The 25,486-nt window shown below is 72.1% G+C and carries 20 protein-coding genes; 18 read left to right on the top strand and 2 right to left on the bottom strand.

All coding sequences use genetic code 11. The features are described 5' to 3' along the window. The first annotated feature begins 10 nt into the window (after positions 1-10). The 13 genes from PS271_RS06200 to PS271_RS06140 all read left to right on the top strand — a co-directional run bounded on the left by PS271_RS06200 (position 11) and on the right by PS271_RS06140 (position 14,620). Complete coding sequence (locus PS271_RS06200; protein ID WP_398380791.1) at positions 11-1,708, top strand: UDP-N-acetylmuramoyl-L-alanyl-D-glutamate--2,6-diaminopimelate ligase; 1,698 nt, start codon at positions 11-13, stop codon at positions 1,706-1,708. A 65-nt stretch (positions 1,709-1,773) separates the two neighbouring features. After that, on the top strand, positions 1,774-3,195 hold the full coding sequence (locus tag PS271_RS06195; RefSeq protein ID WP_398380789.1) for a UDP-N-acetylmuramoyl-tripeptide--D-alanyl-D-alanine ligase: 1,422 nt from the start codon (positions 1,774-1,776) through the stop codon (positions 3,193-3,195). Then, positions 3,195-4,259: a phospho-N-acetylmuramoyl-pentapeptide-transferase gene (gene mraY / locus PS271_RS06190; protein WP_030364703.1), complete on the top strand. Its 1,065-nt coding sequence runs from the start codon at positions 3,195-3,197 to the stop codon at positions 4,257-4,259. The genes PS271_RS06195 and mraY overlap by 1 nt, the downstream gene beginning before the upstream one ends. Beyond that, positions 4,241-5,728 (top strand): UDP-N-acetylmuramoyl-L-alanine--D-glutamate ligase, encoded by a 1,488-nt coding sequence (gene murD / locus PS271_RS06185; RefSeq protein WP_398380786.1) that lies wholly within the window; start codon positions 4,241-4,243, stop codon positions 5,726-5,728. The genes mraY and murD overlap by 19 nt, the downstream gene beginning before the upstream one ends. Positions 5,729-5,841: 113 nt before the next feature. After that, a complete protein-coding gene (gene ftsW / locus PS271_RS06180) occupies positions 5,842-7,245 on the top strand; it encodes a putative lipid II flippase FtsW (protein ID WP_398380784.1) in 1,404 nt (467 codons plus the stop codon). 6 nt (positions 7,246-7,251) lie between these two features. Further along, positions 7,252-8,346, top strand: a complete 1,095-nt coding sequence (gene murG / locus PS271_RS06175; RefSeq protein ID WP_120754225.1) for an undecaprenyldiphospho-muramoylpentapeptide beta-N-acetylglucosaminyltransferase — start codon at positions 7,252-7,254, stop codon at positions 8,344-8,346. Between the two features lie 24 nt (positions 8,347-8,370). Next, positions 8,371-9,258, top strand: a complete 888-nt coding sequence (locus tag PS271_RS06170) for a cell division protein FtsQ/DivIB (protein WP_398380781.1) — start codon at positions 8,371-8,373, stop codon at positions 9,256-9,258. Positions 9,259-9,497: 239 nt separating this feature from the next. Further along, positions 9,498-10,733, top strand: coding sequence for a cell division protein FtsZ (gene ftsZ / locus PS271_RS06165; protein ID WP_398380779.1), 1,236 nt, complete (start codon positions 9,498-9,500; stop codon positions 10,731-10,733). A 53-nt stretch (positions 10,734-10,786) separates the two neighbouring features. Further along, positions 10,787-11,512 carry a peptidoglycan editing factor PgeF gene (pgeF, locus tag PS271_RS06160; RefSeq protein ID WP_398380777.1) on the top strand — a complete coding sequence of 242 codons (726 nt, stop codon included), beginning with the start codon at positions 10,787-10,789 and terminating at the stop codon, positions 11,510-11,512. Positions 11,513-11,517: 5 nt separating this feature from the next. Further along, entirely contained in the window at positions 11,518-12,237 is a 720-nt protein-coding gene (locus PS271_RS06155; protein WP_398380775.1) for a YggS family pyridoxal phosphate-dependent enzyme, read from the top strand. Positions 12,238-12,359: 122 nt separating this feature from the next. Beyond that, on the top strand, positions 12,360-12,974 hold the full coding sequence (locus PS271_RS06150; protein ID WP_030364711.1) for a cell division protein SepF: 615 nt from the start codon (positions 12,360-12,362) through the stop codon (positions 12,972-12,974). Between the two features lie 79 nt (positions 12,975-13,053). Further along, the gene (locus PS271_RS06145; protein ID WP_030364712.1) at positions 13,054-13,338 is read left to right on the top strand and encodes a YggT family protein; all 285 of its coding nucleotides are present in this window, start codon (positions 13,054-13,056) and stop codon (positions 13,336-13,338) included. A 49-nt stretch (positions 13,339-13,387) separates the two neighbouring features. Next, entirely contained in the window at positions 13,388-14,620 is a 1,233-nt protein-coding gene (locus tag PS271_RS06140; protein ID WP_398380772.1) for a DivIVA domain-containing protein, read from the top strand. A 208-nt stretch (positions 14,621-14,828) separates the two neighbouring features. Here the strand turns inward: PS271_RS06140 and ileS are convergent, their stop codons facing one another. Next, entirely contained in the window at positions 14,829-17,963 is a 3,135-nt protein-coding gene (gene ileS, locus PS271_RS06135; RefSeq protein ID WP_398380770.1) for an isoleucine--tRNA ligase, read from the bottom strand. Positions 17,964-18,448: 485 nt separating this feature from the next. Here ileS and PS271_RS06130 point away from each other — a divergent pair, with 485 nt between their 5' ends. From PS271_RS06130 to PS271_RS06115, 4 genes are all read left to right on the top strand, one after another. Further along, on the top strand, positions 18,449-20,122 hold the full coding sequence (locus PS271_RS06130) for a TraR/DksA family transcriptional regulator (RefSeq protein WP_398380768.1): 1,674 nt from the start codon (positions 18,449-18,451) through the stop codon (positions 20,120-20,122). A gap of 78 nt (positions 20,123-20,200) precedes the next feature. Next, a complete protein-coding gene (gene lspA, locus PS271_RS06125; protein WP_194960945.1) occupies positions 20,201-20,749 on the top strand; it encodes a signal peptidase II in 549 nt (182 codons plus the stop codon). Positions 20,750-20,814: 65 nt separating this feature from the next. Then, complete coding sequence (locus PS271_RS06120) at positions 20,815-21,756, top strand: RluA family pseudouridine synthase (protein WP_398380765.1); 942 nt, start codon at positions 20,815-20,817, stop codon at positions 21,754-21,756. A gap of 87 nt (positions 21,757-21,843) precedes the next feature. After that, entirely contained in the window at positions 21,844-23,433 is a 1,590-nt protein-coding gene (locus PS271_RS06115; protein ID WP_398380763.1) for a Na+/H+ antiporter, read from the top strand. Between the two features lie 250 nt (positions 23,434-23,683). Here the strand turns inward: PS271_RS06115 and PS271_RS06110 are convergent, their stop codons facing one another. Continuing rightward, on the bottom strand, positions 23,684-24,787 hold the full coding sequence (locus tag PS271_RS06110) for a mechanosensitive ion channel family protein (RefSeq protein ID WP_398380761.1): 1,104 nt from the start codon (positions 24,785-24,787) through the stop codon (positions 23,684-23,686). 107 nt (positions 24,788-24,894) lie between these two features. Here PS271_RS06110 and PS271_RS06105 point away from each other — a divergent pair, with 107 nt between their 5' ends. After that, positions 24,895-25,482 carry a dienelactone hydrolase family protein gene (locus PS271_RS06105; RefSeq protein ID WP_398380759.1) on the top strand — a complete coding sequence of 196 codons (588 nt, stop codon included), beginning with the start codon at positions 24,895-24,897 and terminating at the stop codon, positions 25,480-25,482. Positions 25,483-25,486 lie beyond the last annotated feature (4 nt).

The following is a 25,486-nucleotide window of genomic DNA, read 5'->3' as shown; positions in this document are numbered from 1 at the left end:
GGGACCGGCCGTGACGACCATCACTCCCGATCCCGGGAACCGCGACGCGGGACGCCCCTCGCTTCGCGACGGGGCGGGTGCGCCCGGTACGCTCACCGCCGTGCCACACGCTGATCAGTCCCACCCCAGCCCCCAGGGCGCCCCCGCCGCGACGCCGGGTGCGCCCCGCCCCTCCCACGTCCGCCCCGCGCCCCTCGCGGAGCTGGCCGGTCAGCTGGGCATCTCCGCTCCGCAGGGCCCCGGGGCCGCCGTCACCGGCATCACCCACGACTCGCGCGCCGTGCGGCCGGGCGACGTCTACGCCGCCCTGCCCGGCGCGCGCTTCCACGGCGCCGACTTCGCCGCCCAGGCCGCGGGCCTCGGCGCCGTCGCCGTGCTGACCGACGCCGCGGGCGAAGAGCGCGCCGCCGCCACGGGCCTGCCCGTGCTGACCGTGGCCGACCCGCGCGCCGTCATGGGCGAGCTGGCCGCCACGATCTACGGCCGGCCCGGCGAGCAGCTGCTCCAGATCGGCATCACGGGCACCTCCGGCAAGACCACCACGGCGTACCTCATCGAGGGCGGCCTGCGGGCGGCCGGCGCGAAGACGGGCCTGATCGGCACCGTCGAGTCGCGGATCGGCGACGAGCGGCTCAAGTCCGAGCGCACCACCCCCGAGGCCACCGACCTGCAAGCGCTCTTCGCCGTCATGCACGAGCGCGGCGTCGGCTCGGTCGCCATGGAGGTCTCCAGCCACGCCCTGCGGCTCGGCCGCGTCGACGGCTGCGTCTTCGACGTCGCGGTCTTCAACAACCTCAGCCCGGAGCACATGGAGTTCCACTCCGGCATGGAGGACTACTTCCAGGCCAAGGCGGAGCTCTTCACCAAGGCCCGCAGCCGCGCCGGCGTCGTCAACCTCGACGACGAGTACGGCCGCCGGCTCGCCGCCGGCGAGTCCGAGGTGCCCGTCACCACGTTCTCCGCCGAGGGCCACCCCGACGCCGACTGGCGCGCCGCGGACGTCGAGATCGGCCCCTTCGACTCGGTCTTCACGATCCTCGGCCCGAGCGGCGAGCGGGTCCGGGCCAAGGCGCCCCTCGCCGGCCCGTTCAACGTCGCCAACGCCCTCGCGGCCGTCGTCGCCCTCGTGGCCGCCGGGATCGACCCGCAGACCGCCGCCGACGGCGTCGGAGCCGTCCCCGGCGTGCCCGGCCGCCTGGAGCGCGTGGACGCCGGCCAGCCCTACCTCGCCGTCGTGGACTACGCCCACAAGACGGATGCCGTCGAATCGGTTCTCCGCGCGCTGCGCAAGGTCTGCGAGGGCCGCATCCACGCCGTCCTCGGCTGCGGCGGCGACCGCGACACCACCAAGCGCGCCCCGATGGGCGCGGCCCTCGCCCGGCTCGCCGACACCGCCGTGCTGACCTCCGACAACCCCCGCTCCGAGGACCCGCTCGCGATCCTCGCCACGATGCTGCAAGGCGCCGCCGAGGTGCCCGTCCACGAGCGCGGCACCGTCCTGCTGCTGGAGGACCGCGCCGACGCCATCGCCGCCGCGGTCGCCCGCGCCGACGCCTCCGACATCGTCCTGGTCCTCGGTAAGGGCCACGAGCAGGGCCAGGACATCAACGGCGTCGTCCGCCCCTTCGACGACCGCCAGGTGCTGCGCGAGGCCATCGAAGCCGCGCAGCAGCGCTCGTTGACCACGCACCGGAACGACCAGGGATGACAGACCGCCATGTGCGCACCACCCTCCCCCCGGAAGCTCTCCCGAACGGCCGGAGGTAAATCTCAGTGATCGCTCTGTCCCTCGCCGAGATCGCCGCCATCGTCGGCGGGCAGCAGCACGACATACCGGACCCGGACGCCCGGGTCACCGGTCCCGTCGTCATCGACTCCCGGGCGACGCAGCCCGGCAGCCTCTTCGTCGCCTTCGCCGGGGAGCACGTCGACGGCCACGACTACGCCGAGCGCGCCGTCGAGGCGGGCGCGACGGCCGTGCTGGCCGCCCGCCCCGTCGGCGTCCCCGCGATCGTGGTCGCCGACGTCGAGCGGGCGCTCGGCGCCCTGGCCCGCGCCGTCGTCGAACGGCTGGGCACCACCGTCGTCGGCATCACCGGCTCCGCCGGCAAGACCAGCACCAAGGACCTGACCGCCCAGCTGCTGGAGCACCTGGGCGCCACGGTCTGGCCTCCCGGCTCGCTCAACAACGAGATCGGCCTGCCGCTCACGGCGCTCCGCGCCACCGAGGAGACCCGGCACCTGATCCTGGAGATGGGCGCCCGCGGCATCGGCCACATCCGCTACCTGGCCGAGCTCACCCCGCCGCGCATCGGCGTCGTCCTCAACGTCGGCACCGCCCACGTCGGCGAGTTCGGCGGCCGCGAGAAGATCGCCGTGGCCAAGGGCGAGCTCGTCGAGGCGCTGCCCGCGGCGGAAGAGGGCGGCGTCGCCGTGCTCAACGCCGACGACCCGCTCGTACGCGCCATGACGGCCCGTACGAAGGCCCGCATCCTCCTGTTCGGCGAGGCCCCCGACGCCCATGTGCGCGCCGAGGACGTCCGGCTGACCGCCGACGGCCGGCCCGCCTTCACGCTCCACACACCCACCGGGTGCGCCGACGTGACCATGCGGCTGTACGGTGAGCACCACGTGTCGAACGCGCTCGCCGCGGCCGCCGTCGCCCATGAGCTGGGCATGCCCGCAGAAGAGATCGCGTCCGCGCTCTCCGGGGCGGGCCAGCTCTCCCGCTGGCGCATGGAGGTCACCGAGCGTGCGGACGGCGTGACGATCGTCAACGACGCCTACAACGCGAACCCCGAATCCATGCGAGCCGCGCTGCGCGCGCTGGCCGCCATGGGCGCAGCCGCTTCGGCGAAGGGGGCCCGCACGTGGGCGGTGCTCGGCCGGATGGCCGAGCTCGGTGACGAGTCGCTCGCCGAGCACGACGCGGTCGGGCGGCTCGCCGTCCGGCTCAATGTCGGCAAGCTCGTGGCAGTCGGGGGCAGGGAAGCGGCCTGGCTGCAGATGGGCGCCTATAACGAGGGTTCGTGGGGTGAGGAGTCGGTGCACGTGTCCGACGCGCAGGCGGCGGTCGACCTGTTGCGCAGCGAGTTGCGCCCGGGTGACGTCGTGCTGGTGAAGGCGTCCCGGTCGGTGGGGCTGGAGTGGGTGGCCGAGCAGCTGCTCGCCGTCGACGGCGAGGTCGCCGGCTGATGAACCAGATCCTCTTCGCGGGTGTCATCGGTCTCTTCCTGACCCTCATCGGCACCCCGCTGCTGATCAAGTTCCTCGCCCGCAAGGGCTACGGCCAGTTCATCCGCGACGACGGTCCGCGCGGCCACGCCGGGAAGAAGGGCACGCCCACCATGGGTGGCATCGCCTTCATCCTGGCCACCCTGATCGCCTACGCCCTGACGAAGGTGATCACCAGCCACGAGCCGACCTTCTCGGGTCTGCTGGTGCTGTTCCTGACGGCGGGCATGGGCCTCGTCGGCTTCCTCGACGACTACATCAAGATCGTCAAGCAGCGGAGCCTGGGCCTGCGGGCCAAGGCGAAGATGGCCGGACAGCTGATCGTCGGCATCGCCTTCGCCGTCCTCGCGCTCCAGTTCGCGGACACCCGCGGCCAGACCCCGGCCTCCACCCGGCTCTCCTTCACCCAGGACTTCGGCTGGTCCGTCGGCCCGGTCATCTTCGTGGTGTGGGCGCTGTTCATGATCCTCGCGATGTCGAACGGCGTGAACCTCACCGACGGCCTCGACGGCCTGGCCACCGGCGCCTCCGTGATGGTCTTCGGCGCGTACGTCTTCATCGGCACGTGGCAGCACGGGCAGTCCTGCGGCAACCCGCTGACCGCCGGCGCCGCCTGTTACGAAGTGCGCGATCCGCTCGACCTGGCGGTCGTCGCCTCGGCCCTGATGGGCTCGTGCTTCGGCTTCCTGTGGTGGAACACCTCGCCCGCCAAGATCTTCATGGGCGACACCGGCTCGCTCGCCCTCGGCGGCGCGCTGGCGGGCCTCGCCATCTGCTCGCGCACCGAGCTGCTGATCGCCCTCCTCGGCGGCCTCTTCGTCCTGATCACCATGTCCGTCGTGATCCAGGTCGGCTCCTTCCGGATGACCGGGAAGCGCGTCTTCAGGATGGCCCCGCTCCAGCACCACTTCGAGCTCAAGGGGTGGAGCGAGGTCCTCGTGGTGGTCCGGTTCTGGATCATCCAGGGTCTGTGCGTGGCCATCGGCCTCGGAATCTTCTACGCGGGATGGCTGGCCATCAAGTGACCCCCCTCTCCGGCCTCTCCGACCCCTCCGGCTCCGCCTGGAGCGGCAAGAACATCACCGTCGCCGGCCTCGGCGTGAGCGGCATCAGCGCCGCCCGCGCCCTGGCCGGCCTCGGCGCCCGGGTGACGGTCGTCGACGGCGGCGACAGCCCGCAGCTGCGCGAGCGCGCCGCGGGCCTCGAAGCCGAGGGGATCACCGTCCGCCTCGGCGACGCCGAGACCCTGCCCGAGGGCACGGAGCTCGTCGTCACCTCCCCGGGCTGGAAGCCTTCGAGCCCGCTGTTCGCGGCGGCCGAGGCGGCCGGCGTGGACGTCGTGGGCGACGTCGAGATCGCCTGGCGCCTGCGCGGCGAGAGCGGCCGCAAGCCGGCCGCCTGGCTCGCCGTCACCGGCACCAACGGCAAGACCACCACGGTCCAGATGCTGGCCTCGATCCTCAAGGCCGCCGGCCTGCGCACGCGCGCCGTCGGCAACATCGGCACGCCGATCATCGACGTGGTGCTGGGCGAGGAGGAGTACGACGTCCTGGCCGTCGAGCTCTCCAGCTACCAGCTGCACTGGGCGCCCTCCGTCCGCGCCCACTCCGGGGCCGTGCTCAACCTCGCCCCGGACCACCTCGACTGGCACGGCTCCATGAAGGCGTACGCCGCCGACAAGGGCCGGATCTACGAGGGCAACCAGGTCGCCTGCGTCTACAACGCCGCCGACCCCGCCACCGAGCACCTGGTCCGGCAGGCCGACGTCGAGGAGGGCTGCCGCGCCATCGGCTTCACGCTCGGCGCCCCCGGCCCGTCCATGCTCGGCGTCGTCGAGGGCATCCTCGTGGACCGCGCCTTCGTCGAGGACCGGCGGACGACCGCCCAGGAGCTCGCCGAGGTCGCCGACGTCAAGCCCGCGGCCCCGCACAACGTCGCCAACGCCCTCGCGGCCGCGGCCCTGGCCCGCGCCTTCGGCGTGGATCCCGCGGCCGTCCGCGACGGCCTGCGCGCCTTCCGCCCGGACGCCCACCGCATCGCCCACGTCGCGGACGTGGCCGGTGTCGCGTACGTGGACGACTCCAAGGCCACCAACACCCACGCCGCCGAGGCCTCTCTCGCGGCCTACGAGTCGATCGTGTGGATCGCCGGCGGCCTCGCCAAGGGCGCCACCTTCGACACCCTCGTCACCAAGGCCGCCAAGCGGCTGCGCGGCGTCGTCCTCATCGGGGCCGACCGCGCCCTGATCGCGGAAGCGCTGGCGCGACACGCCCCGGATGTCCCGGTCGTCGACCTCGACCGGACCGACACTGGGGCGATGGCCGCGGCCGTGCGCGAAGCCGCCCGGCTCGCCGGGCCGGGGGACACCGTGCTCATGGCCCCGGCCTGCGCCTCGATGGACATGTTCACGGACTACAACAAGCGCGGCGAGGCCTTCGCCGAGGCGGTGCGGGACCTGGCCGGCCAGGAGCCCGGCGGCGGCGCGGGCGCTTAGCGGCACGGCCCCGTGCGGCAGCCGGAGACCTTCTCGGATCCGAGAAGGTCTCTCCGGCCGGTTCCCGGCGGTGCGGCCGCCCGCCGCCGGAGAAGAGCGAAGGGGACACCCGGATGCACGCGGACGACACCCTGGGGCGCTCCGGCCCCTGGACGGCCCTGCGCGGCCCCGTCGCGCGCTCCGGGCCCGCCCGGACGGCCCGCCCGCGCCCCGCAGGGGCCCGTGGAGGCGGCGCGGGGCGCGGCGGGCCCCGGCGGCCCGGCCCGGCCCGCGGCAGCCTGCTGGGGGGCCTCAGGCAGCTCCACAGGCGCGCCAAGCGGGCCTGGGACCGCCCCCTGACCGCCTACTACCTGGTGATGGGCGGCTCCCTGCTGATCACCGTGCTCGGCCTGGTCATGGTCTACTCGGCCTCCCAGATCAAGGCCCTGCAGAACGGCCTGCCGCCCACGTACTTCTTCCGCAAGCAGCTGCTGGCGGCCGCGATCGGCACCGTGATGCTGCTGGTGGCCGCGCGCATGCCCGTACGGCTGCTGCGGGTCTTCGCCTACCCCGCGCTCGCCGGATCGCTCTTCCTGCTCTGCCTGGTGCAGGTGCCCGGCATCGGCCAGACCATCAACGGCAACACCAACTGGATCTCCCTCGGCGGCCCCTTCCAGCTCCAGCCCAGCGAGTTCGCCAAGCTCGCCCTGGTGCTCTGGGGCGCTGACCTGCTGGCACGCAAACAGTCCAAGAAGCTGCTCACCCAGTGGAAACACCTGCTGGTGCCGCTGGTGCCCGTCACCTTCGTGCTGCTCGGCCTGATCATGCTGGGCGGCGACATGGGAACCACCGTGGTGCTCACCACGGTGCTGCTCGGGCTGCTGTGGGTGGCCGGGGCGCCCACCCGGCTGTTCGCCGGGGTCTTCGGCGTCACCGCCGTGCTGGCCGTCCTGTTCATCAAGACCAGCGCCAACCGGATGTCCCGGCTGGCGTGCATCGGGGCCACCGATCCCGGCGACCACGACCAGTGCTGGCAGGCCGTGCACGGAATCTACGCCCTGGCCAACGGCGGATGGTTCGGCGCCGGACTAGGAGCGAGTGTGGAGAAATGGGGCGAACTCCCCGAACCTCACACGGACTTCATCTTCGCCATCACCGGCGAGGAGCTGGGCCTGGCGGGGACGCTGTCGGTGCTCGCCCTCTTCGCGGCTCTAGGCTATGCGGGTATCCGCGTGGCCGGACGCACGGAGGACCCCTTCGTGAGGTACGCCGCGGGAGGTGTGACCACCTGGATCACGGCCCAGGCCGTGGTCAACATCGGTGCGGTGCTCGGCCTGCTGCCGATCGCCGGTGTCCCCCTGCCGCTGTTCTCCTACGGAGGGTCCGCCCTGCTGCCGACCATGTTCGCCATCGGGCTGCTGATCGCCTTCGCGCGCGACGAACCCGGTGCGCGGGCGGCGCTGGCCATGCGGCAGCCTGGGGTGAGATGGAAGACGATGAGACGGCGCGTCAAGAAGCGACCGTCCGGAGAGCGGTGAATTTCGGTGCATGTCGTACTCGCCGGTGGGGGGACCGCCGGCCACATCGAGCCCGCGCTCGCCCTCGCGGACGCCCTGCGCAGGCAGGACCCGACCGTGGGGATCACGGCGCTCGGCACGGAGCGGGGCCTGGAGACCCGGCTCGTGCCCGAGCGGGGCTATGAGCTCGGCCTCATCCCCGCCGTACCGCTGCCCCGCAAGCCCACACCCGAGCTGATCACCGTCCCCGGGCGGCTGCGCGGCACGATCAAGGCGGCCGAGCAGATCCTGGAGCGCACCAAGGCGGACTGCGTGGTCGGCTTCGGCGGCTACGTGGCCCTGCCCGGCTACCTGGCCGCCAAGCGGCTGGGCGTGCCGATCATCGTGCACGAGGCCAACGCCCGGCCCGGCCTCGCCAACAAGATCGGCTCGCGCTACGCCGCCGGGGTCGCGGTGTCCACCCCGGACAGCAAGCTGCGCAACGCCCGCTACGTGGGCATCCCGCTGCGCCGCACCATCGCCACCCTGGACCGGGCCGCCGCCCGGCCGGAGGCGCGCGCGTACTTCGGGCTCGACCAGAACCTGCCCACGCTGCTGGTCTCCGGCGGCTCGCAGGGCGCCCGCAGGCTCAACGAGGTCATCCAGGCCGTCGTCCCGTTCCTCCAGCGGGCCGGCATCCAGATCCTGCACGCGGTCGGCCCGAAGAACGACCTGCCGCACGTGGACAACATGCCCGGAATGCCGCCCTACATCCCGGTACCGTACGTGGACCGGATGGACCTCGCGTACGCCGCGGCCGACATGATGCTCTGCCGCGCGGGCGCGATGACCGTCGCCGAGCTGTCCGCCGTCGGGCTGCCCGCCGCCTACGTCCCGCTGCCCATCGGCAACGGCGAACAGCGGCTGAACGCCCAGCCGGTGGTCAAGGCCGGCGGCGGACTGCTGGTGGACGACGCCGAGCTGACGCCCGAATGGGTGCAGCAGCACGTGCTGCCGGTCCTCGCCGACCAGCACCGGCTGTACGAGATGTCCCGCGCCGCCGCCGAGTTCGGCCGCCGGGACGCCGACGACCTGCTCGTCGGCATGGTGTACGAGGCGATCGCCGCCAAGAGAGCGGGCTGAGGGCCCGGAGCAGGAGGCTGGACAGTGGCCGGACCGACGACCGCCCGGCGCGGTGGCGCGAAGAGCAAGAAGTCGGTGCGGCCTGGTTCCGGTGGCAGGACCGGCCCTTCCCGGCCGGCTGGGAAGCCGGCCGGGAAGAAGCCCCCGGGGCGCGGCCCGCGCCGCCCCGGCCTCCGCTCCGGACTGCCGCGCGGCCGCCGGCTGGTCCTCTGGGCGGTGGCGGCCGTGCTCGCCGGAGGCGCCGCCGGATGGGCGCTCTACGGCTCCACCTGGCTGCGCGCCACCCGGGTGGACGTGTCCGGCACCCGGGTGCTGACGCCCGATGAGGTGAGGGCCGCCGCCGACGTGAAGCTCGGCGGCCCGCTCGTCTCCGTGGACACCGACGCCATCGGGGAGCGGCTGCGCGCCGCCCTGCCGCGGATCGAATCGGTCAGTGTCGAGCGCTCCTGGCCGCATGCGGTCGGCCTGAAAGTGGTCGAGCGGCAACCGAAAGCGATCGTCCAGGACGCTTCGGACTCCGCGAAGCGCGGAAAATTCATCGAAATCGACGGTTCGGGCGTGCGGTTCGCCACAGTCGATCAAGCTCCGCGGGGCGTCCCCAGGCTGACCGTGGAGCCCTCGGCGACCGCCGAGGCCAGCCTGGGCCGGTTCGGCCCCGAGCGCCTGGAGCGCGAGGGCGTCCGGGTCGCCGAGGCCCTGCCCGCGGACGTCCGTGCGGACACCCGGGCTATCCGCGTACGCTCGTACGACTCGATCACGCTGGAGCTGACGGGCGATCGGACGGTCGTCTGGGGGAGCGGCGAGCGGGGTGAAGCGAAGGCGCGCGCGCTGACGGCTCTGCTGAAGGCCGCGCGGGGCGCGGATCACTTCGATGTGAGCGCCCCCAGCGCTCCCGCGGCGTCGGGGAGTTGACGGCCGGGGTGGCCGGGCAGCACCCTGACTGGCTACGGCTATGGGTGATCACATAGGGTGAAAAGAAAAACGGGAGGTTCGGCGTGTTCGTTGAACGCGCGCGGCTTGTCGACTTACTGTCCTGTTCGGAGAACCCCAGCGAACAGCGGCACAGGTAACCCTAAACTTCACGTTGAGGGTTCGGGTCGGCACTGAACCGCCCCCCAGGCATACGTAACTCGAGGCGAGAGGCCTTCGACGTGGCAGCACCGCAGAACTACCTCGCAGTCATCAAGGTCGTCGGCATCGGCGGCGGTGGCGTGAACGCCATCAACCGGATGATCGAGGTCGGTCTCAAGGGCGTCGAGTTCATCGCGATCAACACCGATGCACAGGCCCTGCTGATGAGCGACGCCGACGTCAAGCTCGATGTCGGCCGTGAGCTCACCCGCGGCCTCGGCGCCGGCGCCAACCCCGATGTCGGCCGCAAGGCCGCCGAGGACCACCGCGAGGAGATCGAGGAGGTCCTCAAGGGGGCCGACATGGTCTTCGTGACCGCGGGCGAGGGCGGCGGCACCGGCACCGGCGGCGCCCCCGTCGTCGCCAACATCGCCCGTTCGCTGGGCGCCCTGACGATCGGTGTGGTCACCCGGCCGTTCACCTTCGAGGGCCGCCGCCGCGCGAACCAGGCGGAGGACGGCATCGCGGGTCTGCGCGACGAGGTCGACACCCTCATCGTGATCCCGAACGACCGGCTGCTGTCCATCTCGGACCGTCAGGTGAGCGTGCTCGACGCGTTCAAGTCCGCGGACCAGGTGCTGCTGTCGGGCGTGCAGGGCATCACCGACCTGATCACCACCCCGGGCCTGATCAACCTCGACTTCGCGGACGTCAAGTCCGTGATGTCCGAGGCGGGCTCGGCGCTCATGGGCATCGGCTCGGCGCGCGGCGACGACCGCGCGGTGGCCGCGGCCGAGATGGCGATCTCCTCGCCGCTGCTGGAGGCGTCCATCGACGGCGCCCGCGGCGTCCTGCTCTCCATCTCCGGCGGCTCCGACCTCGGTCTCTTCGAGATCAACGAGGCCGCCCAGCTGGTCAGCGAGGCCGCCCACCCCGAGGCCAACATCATCTTCGGTGCCGTCATCGACGACGCCCTGGGTGACGAGGTCCGGGTCACCGTCATCGCCGCCGGCTTCGACGGCGGCCAGCCGCCGGCCAAGGGCAGCCGCGACAAGGTGCTCGGCTCCTCCTACGGCTCCGGCCGCGAGGAGACCCCGGCCGCGGCGGCTCCCCGCCCCGCGACCCCGGCCGAGCCGGTCCGCCCGTCCTTCGGCGGCCTCGGCAACGTCACCCCGCGCACCGAGGAGCCCGCCCCCGAGCCGGCGCCGGTCAATGAGCTCCCCCCGCAGCCGCCGGTCTCCCCGCACGTTCCGCCGGCCCGCCCGTACCAGGACTCGACCGCCGAGGAACTGGACGTTCCGGACTTCCTCAAGTAGGAAACGAGCGAGTGAGCGGCATAGGACAACAGCACGCAGTGACATCGGGAACTGTGTCGTCTGAACAGCATGCGAGCGGCGCGCACTTCGCCTTCACCAACAGGTGGGGCGGGGTGAGCGCCGCTCCGTTTGACGAGCTCAACCTGGGCGGCGCGGTCGGTGACGACCCCGCCGCCGTCCGGGCCAACCGGGAGCGCGCGGCGGCCTCGCTCGGCCTCGCCCCCGCGGACGTCGTCTGGATGAACCAGGTGCACGGCCGGGACGTGGCCGTGGTCGACGGTCCGTGGCGGACAGCCGAGATCCCCGCGGTCGACGGAGTGGTGACGGCCCGCCGGGGTCTGGCCCTCGCGGTCCTGACCGCCGACTGCACCCCGGTGCTGCTGGCCGACCCCGTCGCCGGGGTCGTGGGCGCGGCCCACGCCGGCCGCCCGGGACTGGTCGCCGGGGTGGTTCCCGCGACCGTCGAGAGGATGATCACCCTCGGCGCGGTCCCCGCCCGGATCCTCGCCCGCACCGGCCCCGCGGTCTGCGGCGAGTGCTACGAGGTGCCGGAGCAGATGCGGGCCGAGGTCGCCGCGGTCGTGCCCGAGGCCTGGGCCACCACCCGGCAGGGCACCCCCGCCGTGGACGTGGCCGCGGGAGTCCGGGCCCAACTCGCCCGGCTCGGCGTGATGATGAGCGGACAATCTCACATCTGCACGCTGGAGTCGGCCGATCACTTCTCGTACCGGCGCGAGCGCACAACGGGGCGACTTGCTAGCTATGTCTGGTTGGACTGAGAGCTGTGACGGACCGCAGAACGGAACTCGCTGACAATCTGGCGCGCGTGGAGGAACGTATCTCCAGGGCTTGCGCCGCGGCGGGCCGCCCGCGCGAGGACGTGACCCTGATCGTGGTCACCAAGACCTACCCCGCCTCCGACGTGCGGCTGCTCGCCGGACTCGGGGTGCGGCACGTCGCGGAGAACAAGGACCAGGAGGCCGCACCGAAGGCGGCCGAGTGCGCGGACCTGCCGCTCACCTGGCACTTCGTCGGGCAATTGCAGACGAACAAGGTTCGTTCCGTGGCGAGTTATGCCGACTTTGTGCATTCGGTCGACCGGGCGCGGCTCGTCACCGCGCTGTCGGCCGCGGCCGTGAAGGCCGGCCGGACCCTGGACTGCCTGATTCAGGTGGCACTTGACGTGGAGTCGGGTGAAAGGGGCGAAAGGGGTGGAGTCGCTCCTGATGGTGTGACAGAACTCGCCGGTGCCCTCGCCGCGGCCGAAGGGGTCCGCCCCGCGGGCCTGATGACGGTGGCTCCGCTCGTCGGACCATATGCCGGGCGGCCGCGGGCGGCCTTCGACCGGCTCATGGAAATCTCAACGGGCCTGCGCGCGGCCCATCCTGCTGCGAACATGGTGTCAGCAGGGATGAGCGCGGATCTGGATGACGCGGTGGCCGCCGGGGCGACACATGTACGTGTCGGATCGGCGGTACTCGGAGTCCGACCCAGGCTCGGGTAACGTCGCCAAGAAGTCGGACCACAGCAAAAAATATGGTCATTCCCGCTAAAAGGCGGGCAGACCGCGTGGATCCAAGGCGCCGCTGACGGAGCCGATCCACCACAGAGCGGAGGACGCAGAGAATGGCCGGCGCGATGCGCAAGATGGCGGTCTACCTCGGCCTCGTGGAGGACGATGGGTACGACGGCCCGGGGTTCGACCCCGACGACGAGTTCGAACCCGAGCCGGAGCCCGACCGACGCAGGCAGCAGCATCAGCAGCAACACCTCGCACAACAGACGCAATCGGACGAACCGGTTCGAGTCGCCCAGCCGCCTGCACAGCGCGAACCCGCTCCGCTCACAGCGGAAACGGGACGACCCGCCCGAATCGCCCCCGTGGCGTCCATCACACCCGAACGCCACTCTCTGGAGAAGAACGCACCGGTGATCATGCCCAAGGTTGTGTCCGAGCGGGAGCCCTACCGCATCACGACATTGCACCCCCGGACCTACAACGAAGCCCGTACCATCGGGGAACACTTCCGCGAGGGCACCCCGGTGATCATGAATCTGACGGAGATGGACGACACGGATGCGAAGCGACTTGTCGACTTCGCCGCCGGCCTCGTCTTCGGTCTCCACGGCAGCATCGAGCGGGTGACGCAGAAGGTGTTCCTGCTGTCTCCTGCTAACGTCGATGTCACGGCGGAGGACAAGGCCCGCATCGCAGAGGGTGGGTTCTTCAATCAGAGCTGAGACGCAATACCTGGCGACGCCGGGAGAATGACGGCCGAACAGGCCGGGTACGAGCAACAAGGGGAGAGGGAAGCGCGAGATGAGCATCGCACTACAGGTGATCTACATCGCGCTGTATTGCTTCCTGTTTGTACTGATCTTCCGACTGGTGATGGATTACGTCTTCCAGTTCGCTCGCTCATGGCAACCCGGTAAGGCGATGGTGGTCATCCTTGAGGCCACCTACACTGTCACCGATCCGCCACTCAAGCTTCTGCGGCGGTTCATTCCGCCGCTGCGTCTCGGGGGCGTGGCGCTCGACCTGTCCTTCTTCGTATTGATGATTATCGTCTTCATCCTGATCCGCGTCGTGGAGCAGGTGTGAACGATACGGTCTTGCCGATTGCCGACGACTACGTTGAGGTGAAGAAGAGATGCCGTTGACCCCCGAGGACGTGCGGAACAAGCAGTTCACGACCGTCCGTCTCCGAGAAGGCTATGACGAGGACGAGGTCGATGCCTTCCTGGACGAGGTCGAGGCCGAACTGACCCGTCTGCTCCGCGAGAACGAGGACCTGCGCGCCAAGCTGGCCGCCGCCACGCGTGCCGCCGCGCAGAACCAGCAGCAGGGCATGCGCAAGCCCGAGCAGCAGGACCAGCGACCCGGCGGGGCCCCGGTGCCCGCCGCCATATCGGGACCGCAGCCGGTGCCGCAGCAGCAGCCGATGGGCGGCCCGCCGCAGCTGCCGGGCGGTGCCCCGCAGCTTCCGGCCGGCCCGAGCGGTCACGGCCACGGTCCCCAGGGTCCGCACGGTCCCGGTCCGATGGGGCAGAACGGTCCCGGTCCGATGGGGCAGAACGGTCCCGGTCCGATGGGGCAGAACGGCCCGATGGGCGGCCCCATGGGCGGTCCCATGGGTCAGAACGGTCCGATGGGTCAGAACGGAATGGGGCAGAACGGTCCTATGGGTCAGAACCCCATGGGGCAGAACGGCCCCATGGGCGGCCCGCAGCTGCCGCAGCCGGGTCAGGGCCCGGGCGGCGACAGCGCTGCCCGTGTGCTCTCGCTCGCCCAGCAGACCGCCGACCAGGCGATCGCGGAGGCCCGTTCCGAGGCCAACAAGATCGTCGGCGAGGCGCGCAGCCGCGCCGAGGGCCTGGAGCGGGACGCCCGCGCCAAGGCCGACGCCCTGGAGCGGGACGCGCAGGAGAAGCACCGCGTCGCGATGGGCTCCCTGGAGTCCGCCCGCGCCACGCTGGAGCGCAAGGTCGAGGACCTGCGCGGCTTCGAGCGCGAGTACCGCACGCGTCTGAAGTCCTACCTGGAGAGCCAGCTGCGCCAGCTGGAGAACCAGGCGGACGACTCGCTGGCCCCGCCCCGCAACCCCAACACCCCGTCGCTGCCGGCGGCCCCCTCGATGAGCGGGTCGATGGCTCCGGCAGGTGCGGGCATGGGCGGCCACAGCATGGGCGGCAACCCTTCCATGGGTGGCAACAGCTCGATGGGCGGCAACTCCTCCATGGGTGCCCCGTCCTACGGCGGTCAGCAGCAGATGTCCCCGGCGATGACCCAGCCGATGGCACCGGTGCGGCCGCAGGGCCAGCAGCCGATGCAGCAGGCGCCGTCCCCGATGCGGGGCTTCCTCATCGACGAGGACGACAACTGAGGCGCCTGCCCGGCCGCTAGTCGGCAGTCGGTCGGTCGGCAGTCTTAAAGGGCCGGGCCCCTGGGATTTCCCAGGGGCCCGGCCCTTTTGTGTGCCGCATATCAGCGCGTTTCGCCCGTCGGGCAATACGACATATGACAATTGCCGGGCGAGGGAATCCCTCGCCCGGCAATGGTCGGTTTTATCAGGCCTTGGTCCCGCTCCCGGCCTAGGCCTTGCGGAGACGGAACGTCAGCGAAAGGGCCTCGTCGGTGAAAGGCTCACCGTAGGAGCCGTCGGCCTCGCCCTCGGCGAAGTCCGTGGCGAGGACCTCGTCCGCAATCAGGGAGGCGTGCTCCGCGAGAGCGGTACGGACTTCCTCGTCCGCCGACTGCCAGCGCAGGGCGATCCGGTCGGCGACGTCGAGGCCGCTGTTCTTCCGGGCCTCCTGGATGAGCCGGACCGCGTCACGGGCGAGACCCGCGATGCGCAGCTCCGGGGTGATCTCCAGGTCGAGCGCGACCGTGGCGCCCGAGTCCGAGGCCACCGACCAGCCCTCGCGGGGCGTTTCGGTGATGATGACCTCGTCCGGGGAGAGGGCGACCTGCTCGCCGTCCACCTCGACCGAGGCCGTGCCCTCGCGCAGGGCCAGGGACAGCGCCGCGGCGTCGGCCGCGGCGACGGCCTTGGCGACCGCCTGGACGCCCTTGCCGAACCGCTTGCCCAGGGCACGGAAGTTGGCCTTGGCGGTGGTGTCGACTAGGGAACCCCCCACCTCCGAGAGAGAGGCGAGGGAGGAGACGTTGAGCTCCTCGGTGATCTGGGCGCGCAGCTCGGCGCCCAGCTCCTCGAAGCCGGCCGAGGCCACCAGCGCGCGGGAGAGCGGCTGGCGGGTCTTGACGCCGGACTCGGCGCGCGTGGCGCGGCCGAGCTCGACCAGGCGCCGCACGAGCAGCATCTGCTGCGACAGCTTCGGGTCGACGAGGGCGGCGTCCGCCACCGGCCACGTGGCCAGGTGGACCGACTCCGGGGCCTGCGGGTCGACGGGGACGACCAGGTCCTGCCAGACGCGCTCGGTGATGAACGGCACGAGCGGGGCCATCAGGCGGGTCACGGTCTCGACGACCTCGTGGAGGGTGCGCAGCGCGGCCGCGTCGCCCTGCCAGAACCGGCGGCGCGAGCGGCGCACGTACCAGTTGGACAGGTCGTCGACGAAGGAGGACAGCAGCTTGCCGGCGCGCTGGGTGTCGTAGGCCTCCATGGCCTCGGTGACCTGGCCGACGAGGGCATTGAGCTCGCCGAGCAGCCAGCGGTCCAGCAGCGGGCGGTCGGCCGGAGCCGGGTCCGCGGCGCTGGGCGCCCAGCCGGTGGTGCGGGCGTAGAGGGCCTGGAAGGCGACCGTGTTCCAGTAGGTGAGGAGCGTCTTGCGGACGACCTCCTGGATGGTGCCGTGGCCCACGCGGCGCGCGGCCCACGGGGAGCCGCCGGCGGCCATGAACCAGCGGACGGCGTCGGCGCCGTGCTGGTCCATCAGCGGGATCGGCTGGAGGATGTTGCCCAGGTGCTTGGACATCTTCCGGCCGTCCTCGGCGAGGATGTGGCCCAGGCAGACGACGTTCTCGTACGACGACTTGTCGAAGACGAGGGTGCCGACGGCCATCAGGGTGTAGAACCAGCCGCGGGTCTGGTCGATGGCCTCGGAGATGAACTGCGCCGGGTAGCGCTGCTCGAAGAGCTCCTTGTTCTTGTACGGGTAGCCCCACTGCGCGAACGGCATCGAGCCCGAGTCGTACCAGGCGTCGATGACCTCCGGCACGCGCACGGCGGTGTGGGAGCAGCCCTCGGCGGTGCAGGTGAAGGTGACGTCGTCGATGTAGGGGCGGTGGGGGTCCAGGCCGCTCTGGTCGCTGCCGGTGAGCTCGGAGAGCTCGGTCAGCGAGCCGACGCAGGTGAGGTGGTCGTCCTCGCAGCGCCAGATGGGCAGCGGGGTGCCCCAGTAGCGGTTGCGGGAGAGGGCCCAGTCGATGTTGTTGTTCAGCCAGTCGCCGAAGCGGCCGTGCTTGACCGACTCGGGGAACCAGTTGGTCTTCTCGTTCTCCTCCAGCAGCCGGTCCTTGATCGCCGTGGTGCGGATGTACCAGGACGGCTGGGCGTAGTAGAGGAGCGCGGTGTGGCAGCGCCAGCAGTGCGGGTAGCTGTGCTCGTAGGCGATGTGCTTGAAGAGCAGGCCGCGCTCGGAGAGGTCCGCGACGAGCTTCTCGTCGGCCTTCTTGAAGAACTGGCCGCCGACGAGGGCGAGGCCCTCCTCGAAGGTGCCGTCGGGGCGGACCGGGTTGACGACCGGCAGGCCGTAGGCGCGGCAGGTCTTGAGGTCGTCCTCACCGAAGGCGGGCGCCTGGTGGACCAGACCCGTGCCGTCCTCGGTCGTCACGTACTCGGCGTTGACGACGAAGTTCGCGCCCTCCAGCTCGACCAGGTCGAACGGGCGGCGGTAGGCCCAGCGCTCCATCTCGCGGCCGGTGAAGGACTGGCCGGTGGCCGTCCAGCCCTCGCCGAGGGCCTTCTCCAGCAGCGGCTCGGCGACGACGAGCTTCTCGGTGCCGTCGGTGGCGACGACGTAGGTGACATCGGGGTGGGCGGCGGCCGCGGTGTTGGACACCAGCGTCCACGGGGTGGTCGTCCACACCAGCAGCGCGGCCTCGCCCGCGAGCGGGCCGGAGGTCAGCGGGAAGCGGACGAAGACGGACGGGTCGACGACCGTCTCGTAGCCCTGGGCCAGCTCGTGGTCCGACAGGCCGGTGCCGCAGCGGGGGCACCAGGGGGCCACGCGGTGGTCCTGGACGAGGAGGCCCTTGTTGAAGATCTCCTTGAGCGACCACCACACGGACTGGACGTACTCCGGGTCCATCGTGCGGTACGCGTCGTCCAGGTCGACCCAGTAGCCCATGCGGGTGGTGAGCTCGGCGAAGGCGTCGGTGTGGCGGGTGACGGACTCGCGGCACTTGTCGTTGAAGGCCGCGATGCCGTACGCCTCGATGTCCTGCTTGCCGGAGAAGCCCAGCTCCTTCTCCACCGCGAGCTCGACCGGCAGGCCGTGGCAGTCCCAGCCGGCCTTGCGGCCGACGTGGTAGCCCTGCATCGTGCGGAAGCGGGGGAAGACGTCCTTGAAGACGCGGGCCTCGATGTGGTGCGCGCCCGGCATGCCGTTGGCGGTGGGCGGGCCCTCGTAGAACACCCACTCGGGGCGGCCCTCGGACTGATCGAGCGTACGGGCGAAGATCTTCTGCTCGCGCCAGAACTCGAGCACGGCGTGCTCCAGGGCGGGCAGGTCGACCTGAGCGGGTACCTGGTGGTACTGCGTCATCGGCTTCCTCCGGCGGGACGGTTGGTGCGCTGTCCTGTCGGAGGGACGAGACGCGCCTGCGCGCTCCCGCGGTACCACCCTCCTTGGCCGCGGGCCCGCTGGCCCCCGGCCCCCTCATTAGGGTCGCGACGCCGGCTCTACTGACCCCCTGGGGCGACCCTCGGGGCGTTCTTCCGGCGGCTCCGGGCTGATCTTCACCCCGCGCACACCTCCGGGCTCGCACCGTCCCCGGATCGCTCATGGCTGCGTGCGGCGCTACTCGTCCCATCCACGCCTTTCGCTGCGCCCAGTGTACGGGGCGGGACCGGACGCGGCCCACCGGTTTCGGCCGGGGCCGGGCGGGGGACGGCTGCGGTCCGATTACAGGGCCGGGGGCGGGGCACAACCGAGGAGACCGGCGTGCCCCGTTGCCGCGTGCCCGGTGGAGTTTTATCGTTCCGGCACGATTCGCGCGCAAGATCATAAAATGTGAAGGGGCCGCGGTCATGGTGGCGAAGAGAGCGGGGTCCGCGGGGTCCGCTACCGCGGGGACCGCGGCCCGGGCCGCGGGTGCCGGTTCCGGCACGGGCACCGCGGGGAAGGCGGCCCCCGCCAAGAAGACCGCGTCCGCCGGGACCGCTCCCGCGGCGAAGACGGCTGCGCCGGCCGGGAAGGCTGCCGCGACCAAGAAGGCGGCCGGCGCGAGGGCCGCTACCGGGAAGTCCGCGTCCGGGAAGGCCGGGGCGGCGCCCGCCGGGGCGTCGGCGGGCAGGGGCGCTGCCAAGAAGACAGCGGCCGCCACCGGGAAGGCCGCCTCTACCAAGGCGTCGGCCGGCAAGGCCGTTACCAGCAAGGCCGCCGCCGCGAAGGCCTCCAGCAAGGCCTCCGCCAAGGGCGCGGCCGCCAAGACCACCGGCCGTAAGGTCGCACCCGCCGCCCAAAAGGCCACCGGCAAGGCCGCCGCCGTGAAGGCCCCGGCCAAAAAGGCCACCGGCCACGCCGGGACTACGCCTGCCGGGGCGCCGGCAGGCAAGGCTGCCGCCGAGAAGACGGCGCCGCCGGCCAAGAAGGCGGCCGCGAAGCGCGCGGGCTCGGCATCGGCCGACGCGAAGTCCGCCGCCAAGGCGTCCGCGGCGCCCGCAGCCAAGAAGGCCACCGGCAAGTCCGCCGCCGCGAAGACTGCCGCCGGCGGGGCGGCTGCCAAAACTGCCGGCCGCAAGGTCGCGCCCGCCGCCGCGAAGGCCCCCGGCAAGGCCGCCGCCGTGAAGGCCTCCGCCAAGGGCGCGGCCGCCAAGACCACCGGCCGTAAGGCCGCACCCGCCGCCGAGAAGGCGGTCCCGGCCAAGAAGGCGGCCGCGAAGCGCGCGGGCTCGGCTGATGCGAAGGCCGCCGCGGCACCCGCCGCCGTGAAGGCCTCCGCCAAGGGCGCGGCCGCCAAGACCACCGGCCGCAAGGCCGCACCCGCCGCCGAGAAGGCGGTCCCGGCCAAAAAGGCCACCGCGAAGCGCGCGGGCCCGGCTGACGCGGAGAACGCCGCGAAGGCGTCCGCCGCGCCGGCCGAGCGGGCCACCCGCAAGGCCGCCCCCGGCGAGGCCGCTCGGAAAGACGCCCGCACGCGGGAATCCCTCGCCGGGACCCCCGCGGCAGCGGAACCGGCCGTCGAGGCCGAACAAGCCGCACCGGCCCAGAAGGCGGTGCCCCCTGAGAAGACGGGAGCCAGGACGGTGGCTGCGAAGAAGACCATGGACGGGAAGGTGCCGGGGGCCCGGACGGGGCCCGCGGGGCCCGGTGAGCTGGCCGTGCGGCCGGGGGAGGAGCCCTGGTCGCCCGCGGAGGTGAACGAGGCCCGTACGGAGCTCCAGAGCGAGGTGCTGCGGCTCCGCGCGGAGATCGCGCACTCCCAGGAGGCGATCAGCGGCCTGATGCGCGATTCGGGCGACGGCGCGGGCGACGACCAGGCCGACACCGGCACCAAGAACATCACCCGGGAGCACGAACTGGCCCTGGCGGCGAACGCCCGCGAGATGCTGGACCAGACCGAGCGCGCGCTGGAGCGCCTCGACGCGGGCACCTACGGGCTCTGCGAGAACTGCGGGAAGCCCATCGGGAAGGCCCGCATGCAGGCCTTCCCGCGGGCCACACTGTGCGTGGAGTGCAAACAGCGGCAGGAACGCCGCTGACCCGCCCGCGCGCGTGTGCCGTACCCTCGTCCTCAGTCAGGCAGGCCCTGGCCCCCGGGACGACGTCGAAGGACTCACGTGACAGAGGCGGAACAGACCACCACCGGCACACCGGCGGCCGCGGCGGACGCCACGGCCAAAGGCAGGCGGCGTATCGGTGTGCTCCTGGCCGTGGCCGCCTTCGCCTACCTCCTCGACCTCGGCAGCAAGCTGCTCGTGGTCGCCAAGCTGGAGCACCACGACCCGATCGAGGTGATCGGCACCTGGCTGCAGCTGGAGGTGATCCGCAACCGCGGCGCCGCCTTCGGCATCGGCGAGGCGATGACGATCGTCTTCACGGTGATCGCCTCCGCCGTGATCGTGGTGATCGCCCGGATCGCCCGGAAGCTCTACAGCCTGCCGTGGGCGATCGCGCTGGGCCTGCTGCTCGGCGGCGCGCTGGGCAACCTCACCGACCGCCTCTTCCGCTCGCCGGGCGGCTTCCAGGGCGGCGTGGTCGACTTCATCGCGCCGTCCGGCTTCGCGGTCTTCAACCTCGCCGACTCCGCGATCGTGTGCGGCGGTTTCCTCATCGTGATCCTGTCCTTCCGCGGCCTGGACCCGGACGGCACCGTCCACCAGGACTGAGCCCCGGGGCCCACCAGGACTGAGCCCGGGGCGGGGGTGTCGCACCCGTCCGTCATACTCGACGGGTGAGCACCATTCCCGAGATCCGCGCCCTGCCCGTACCCGATGGTCTGGAGGGTGAGCGCGTCGACGCCGCAATCGCCCGCATGTTCGGCTTTTCCCGCACGAAGGCGGCCGAGCTGGCGGCCTCGGGCAAGGTCCAGCTCGACGGCGCGGAGGCCGGGAAGTCCGACCGGGTGACCGGCGGGGCCTGGCTGGAGGTCGAGATGCCCGCCGCGCCCGCGCCGGTGCAGATCGTCGCCGAGCCTGTCGAGGGCATGGAGATCGTCCATGACGACGACGACATCGTCGTGATCGTCAAGCCGGTCGGCGTGGCCGCGCACCCCAGCCCCGGCTGGACGGGCCCGACCGTGATCGGCGGCCTGGCCGCCGCGGGCTACCGCATCTCCACCTCCGGCGCCGCCGAGCGCCAGGGCATCGTCCACCGCCTGGACGTCGGCACCTCGGGCCTGATGGTCGTCGCCAAGTCCGAGCGCGCGTACACCCTGCTCAAGCAGCAGTTCCGCGAGCGCACGGTCGACAAGCGCTACCACACGCTGGTCCAGGGCCACCCGGATCCGATGAGCGGCACCATCGACGCCCCCATCGGCCGCCACCCCAACCACGACTACAAGTGGGCGGTCACCGCCGAGGGCAAGCCCTCGGTCACCCACTACGACCTGATCGAGGCCTTCCGCGCCGCCAGCCTGCTGGACGTGAAGCTGGAGACCGGCCGCACGCACCAGATCCGCGTGCACATGGCCGCCCACCGCCACCCCTGCGTCGGCGACCTCACCTACGGCGCCGACCCCACCCTCGCCAAGCGCCTCAAGCTCACCCGCCAGTGGCTGCACGCGGTCCGGCTCGGCTTCGAGCACCCCGAGGACGGCCGCTGGGTCGAGTTCGCGAGCGAATATCCCGAGGACCTCCAGCGCGCGCTGGACACGGTGCGCGCCGAGAGCGCGTAACCGGGCCGGGCCCCGTGGGGCGGGCCGGGGACGGTTGAGGCAGGCTGGAAGCCTGTTCGACCGCACCGACCCGCCCGGAGGGCATCCGTGGACCAGCTCGCCCTGCTCTTCGTCCTGCTGTTCGGGGCGCTGGTCATGGTGCCGGTGGCGGACCGGATCGGGCTGCCGTCCCCGGTGCTGATGACGCTCGGCGGGATCGTCCTCGCCCTGCTGCCGTTCGTGCCCAACGTGGCCGTCCCGCCGGAGTTCATCCTCCCGCTGGTGCTCCCGCCGCTGCTCTACGCCTCCGCCCAGCGCACGTCGTGGCGGCAGTTCGCCGCCAACCGGCGGCCGATCTTCCTGCTGGCGGTGGCGCTGGTCTTCGTCACCACCGCGGCCGTCGCCGCCGTCGCCGACGCGATCGTGCCCGGCATCTCGCTCGCCGCGGCCGTCGCCCTCGGCGCGCTCGTCGCCCCGCCCGACCCGGTCGCCGCCACCGCCGTCGCGGGCTCCCTCGGGCTGCCGCGCCGCCTGGTCTCCATCCTGGAGGGCGAAGGGCTCTTCAACGACGTCACCGCCATCGTGCTCTACCACGTGGCCATCGCGGCCGCCGTCAGCGGCAGCTTCTCGCTGCCGAAGGCGGTCGGCGAGCTGGTGCTGTCGGCTGTGGTCGCCGTGGCGATCGGCCTGGCCCTCGGCTGGGCCACCAAGCGGCTCATGGACATGCTCGGCGACGCCACGCTCCAGATCGGGCTCACCCTGCTGGTGCCGTTCGTCGCCTACGTCCTCGCCGAGGAGCTCAAGGGCTCCGGCGTGCTCGCGGTGCTGACCACCGCCCTCTTCCTCGCCGAGTACGCGACCGACGCGGACGACGTCCTCGGGCGGCTGGCCGGGCACACCTTCTGGGAGATCATCGACACCCTCGTCACCGGCGTCGCCTTCGGCCTCGTCGGCCTGGAGCTCCACAACGCCATCGCCACCGCGTCCGGCCGCTGGGGCGAGATGCTGGGCATCGGCACCGTCGTCGTCGCGGTCGTCGTGGGCGTGCGGCTGCTGTGGCTGCTGCCGGCCGCCTGGCTGGCCAAGAGGCTGCACAAGCGGCGGGACGTCGACGAGGACATCCTCGTGAGCTGGCGCGAGACGGTGGTGATGTGGTGGTCCGGGATGCGGGGCGTGGCGTCCGTGGCGCTCGCCCTGGCCATCCCCCTGACCACGGACGCCAAAGAGCCTTTCCCGGCCCGGGACGAGATCCTCTTCGTCGCCTTCGCCGTCATCGTCTCCACCCTCGTCGTCCAGGGCCTCACCCTGCCCTGGCTGGTCAAGCTGCTTCGCGTGCGCGCCGACACCGACGCGAGCCGGGAGCTGGAGCGGCAGCTGGCCCTGCGCGCGGCGAAGGCGGCGCGGCACCGCCTGTGGGAGATCGTGGAGGAAGAGGACCTCCCCGAGGACACGATGGAGATGCTGGGCCGGCGCGCGTTCGACATGGGCGCCAGGATCAGCCCCGAGATGGTCGCCGAGGAACGGCGCGAGGCGCACGCGCAGCGGGTCGAGCGGCTGCAGACGCTTCAGCGGGTGGAGGGGGAACTGATGTCGGCGGCCCGGCGCGAGGTGCTGGCCGCGCGCTCGGAACCGGGCGCGGACCCGGAGGTCGTGGACCGCGTCCTCCGCCACCTGGACGTCCGCAGCCTCCGCGGCTGACGCCGGGTCCGCATGACGTACGGGGCACGCCGGTCCGGCACCGCCGGGTTGCGCCGCGGTGGCTGATCGCCGTCGCGGCGGATGGAGAGGGGCGCGGCCCCTCGGCCGGGGGCGCGGGCGGCCGCCGCCACAGTCCGCATCTTGCCGGCAGGCAAGAAAATCTCCGCCGCAGCGGCGCTCAGCCACCGCGGCGGACCCCGGCGGTGCCGGACCGGCCGCACCCCGGACCGTGCAGGGACCCGGGCGGAGCCTACGTCGTGCCGGGGCCCGGGCCGATGTCCTCCGAGCGCGGCGGCGCCTGGCGCCGGTCGGGAGCCTGTTCCAGGCCCGGAGCCGGCGCCGTGTTGATGCGCGGGAGCGCGTACGGATGCTCCCGCCGCAGCCACTCGATCAGCCGCTCCCGCACCACGCACCGCAGCGCCCAGATGTCGTCCGCGTCCTTCGCCGTCACCAGCGCCCGCACCTGGATCGTCGACGGCGTCGTATCGGTGATCACCAGACTCCAGGACCGCCCGTCCCACTCGGGCAGCCCCCGGAGGATCTCGTGGAGCCGCTCCCGCATGAGGTCTATCGGCGTCGAGTGGTCCAGGTGGAAGAAGACCGTCCCGGTCATCCGCGGGTTGCTGCGCGACCAGTTCTCGAACGGCCGGCCGGTGAAGTACGAGACCGGCATCGTGATGCGCCGCTCGTCCCACGTGGTGACGACGAGATAGGTGAGCGTGATCTCCTCCACGCGCCCCCACTCGCCGTCGACGACGACGGTGTCCCCGATCCGCACGATGTCGCCGAAGGCGATCTGGAGCCCGGCGAAGAGGTTCGCGAGGGTGGACTGGGCCGCCACACCGGCGACGATGCCGATGAGGCCGGCGGAGGCCAGCACGGAGACCCCCGCGGTCCGCATGGTGGGGAACGTCAGCAGCATCGCCGCCACGGCCACCACGCACACGGCCGCCGTGACGACTCGCTGGATCAGCGTCACCTGGGTCCGTACCCGCCGCACCCGGGCCGCGTCCGCCGCCCGCGCGGCGTAGCGGGTGTAGGAGGCCTCCACTATGGCGACGGCGACCCGGACCAGCAGCCACGCGCAGGCGCCGATCAGCACGAGCGTCAGCACCTGCCCGACGGCGTCCTCGTGGTCGGGCAGGACGCCGGCCGAGCGGAAGCTGCCCCGCAGCAGGGCCGTGCACAGCACGACCTGGAGCGGCAGCCGGCAGCGGCGGAGCAGGTCCCACAGCGGTGTCTCGGGGCGCCGCGCGTCGATTCTGCGCAGCACGTGGTCGGCGAGCCACCCCACGACAAGGGTGACGATCAGCGCCCCGCCGACGACGGACAGCGGACGCAGTACGCCCTCCATGGACACCTCAGCTCCTTCCGGCCGGCCGTGCTCACCGGGTGGCGCTCCCTCCGACCGTAACTGGCACGATGGGGAGCACGCGATCCACCTGTTAGGAAGTGACTCCAGTGGCGTCCTCTACCACGATTGTCCTTTTTCATTCGGCCTACGGCCTGAGGCCTGCCGTGCACGCCGCCGCCGAGCGCCTTCGCGCTGCCGGGCACGAGGTGCACGTACCGGACCTCTACGAGGGCCGGACGGCGGAGACGGTCGAGGACGGCATGGCCCTCAAGGACGAGATCGGCCACGACGAGCTGCTGCGCCGCGCGGTCACCGCGGTCGCCCCGCTGTCGGACCGCGGCCTGGTCTACGCCGGTTTCTCGCTCGGCGCGGCGATCGCTCAGAACCTGGCGCTGGGCGATGAGAAGGCCCGCGGCCTGCTGCTCCTGCACGGCACGTCGGACCTCGCCGAGGGCGCCTCCGTGGACGAGCTGCCCGTGCAGCTGCACGTCGCCGACCCGGACCCGTTCGAGCCGCACGACTGGCTCAACGCGTGGTACCTGCGCATGGGCCGGGCCGGGGCGGACGTGGAGGTCCACAGGTACCCCGGTGCGGGGCACCTGTTCACGGACCCGGACCTCGCCGACCACGACGCGGAGGCGGCGGAGACGGCGTGGCGCGTCGCGCTGGGCTTCCTGGAGGAGATCGGGGGCTGACGCC

It is taken from the genome of Streptomyces sp. SCA2-17, assembly GCF_044336695.1.
Note: the sequence above shows the minus strand (reverse complement) of the source record. Positions and strands in the feature narration are given on the sequence as shown.

Excerpts from the sequence above, each read along its gene's own strand:
- PS271_RS06145 (WP_030364712.1), top strand. The coding sequence starts at position 13,054 with ATGAGCATCGCACTACAGGTGATCTACATCGCGCTGTATTGCTTCCTG.
- ftsW (WP_398380784.1), top strand. The coding sequence starts at position 5,842 with ATGCACGCGGACGACACCCTGGGGCGCTCCGGCCCCTGGACGGCCCTG.
- ileS (WP_398380770.1), bottom strand. The coding sequence starts at position 17,963 with ATGACGCAGTACCACCAGGTACCCGCTCAGGTCGACCTGCCCGCCCTG.
- PS271_RS06130 (WP_398380768.1), top strand. The coding sequence starts at position 18,449 with ATGGTGGCGAAGAGAGCGGGGTCCGCGGGGTCCGCTACCGCGGGGACC.
- PS271_RS06150 (WP_030364711.1), top strand. The coding sequence starts at position 12,360 with ATGGCCGGCGCGATGCGCAAGATGGCGGTCTACCTCGGCCTCGTGGAG.
- PS271_RS06110 (WP_398380761.1), bottom strand. The coding sequence starts at position 24,787 with ATGGAGGGCGTACTGCGTCCGCTGTCCGTCGTCGGCGGGGCGCTGATC.
- murD (WP_398380786.1), top strand. The coding sequence starts at position 4,241 with ATGGCTGGCCATCAAGTGACCCCCCTCTCCGGCCTCTCCGACCCCTCC.
- mraY (WP_030364703.1), top strand. The coding sequence starts at position 3,195 with ATGAACCAGATCCTCTTCGCGGGTGTCATCGGTCTCTTCCTGACCCTC.
- PS271_RS06140 (WP_398380772.1), top strand. The coding sequence starts at position 13,388 with ATGCCGTTGACCCCCGAGGACGTGCGGAACAAGCAGTTCACGACCGTC.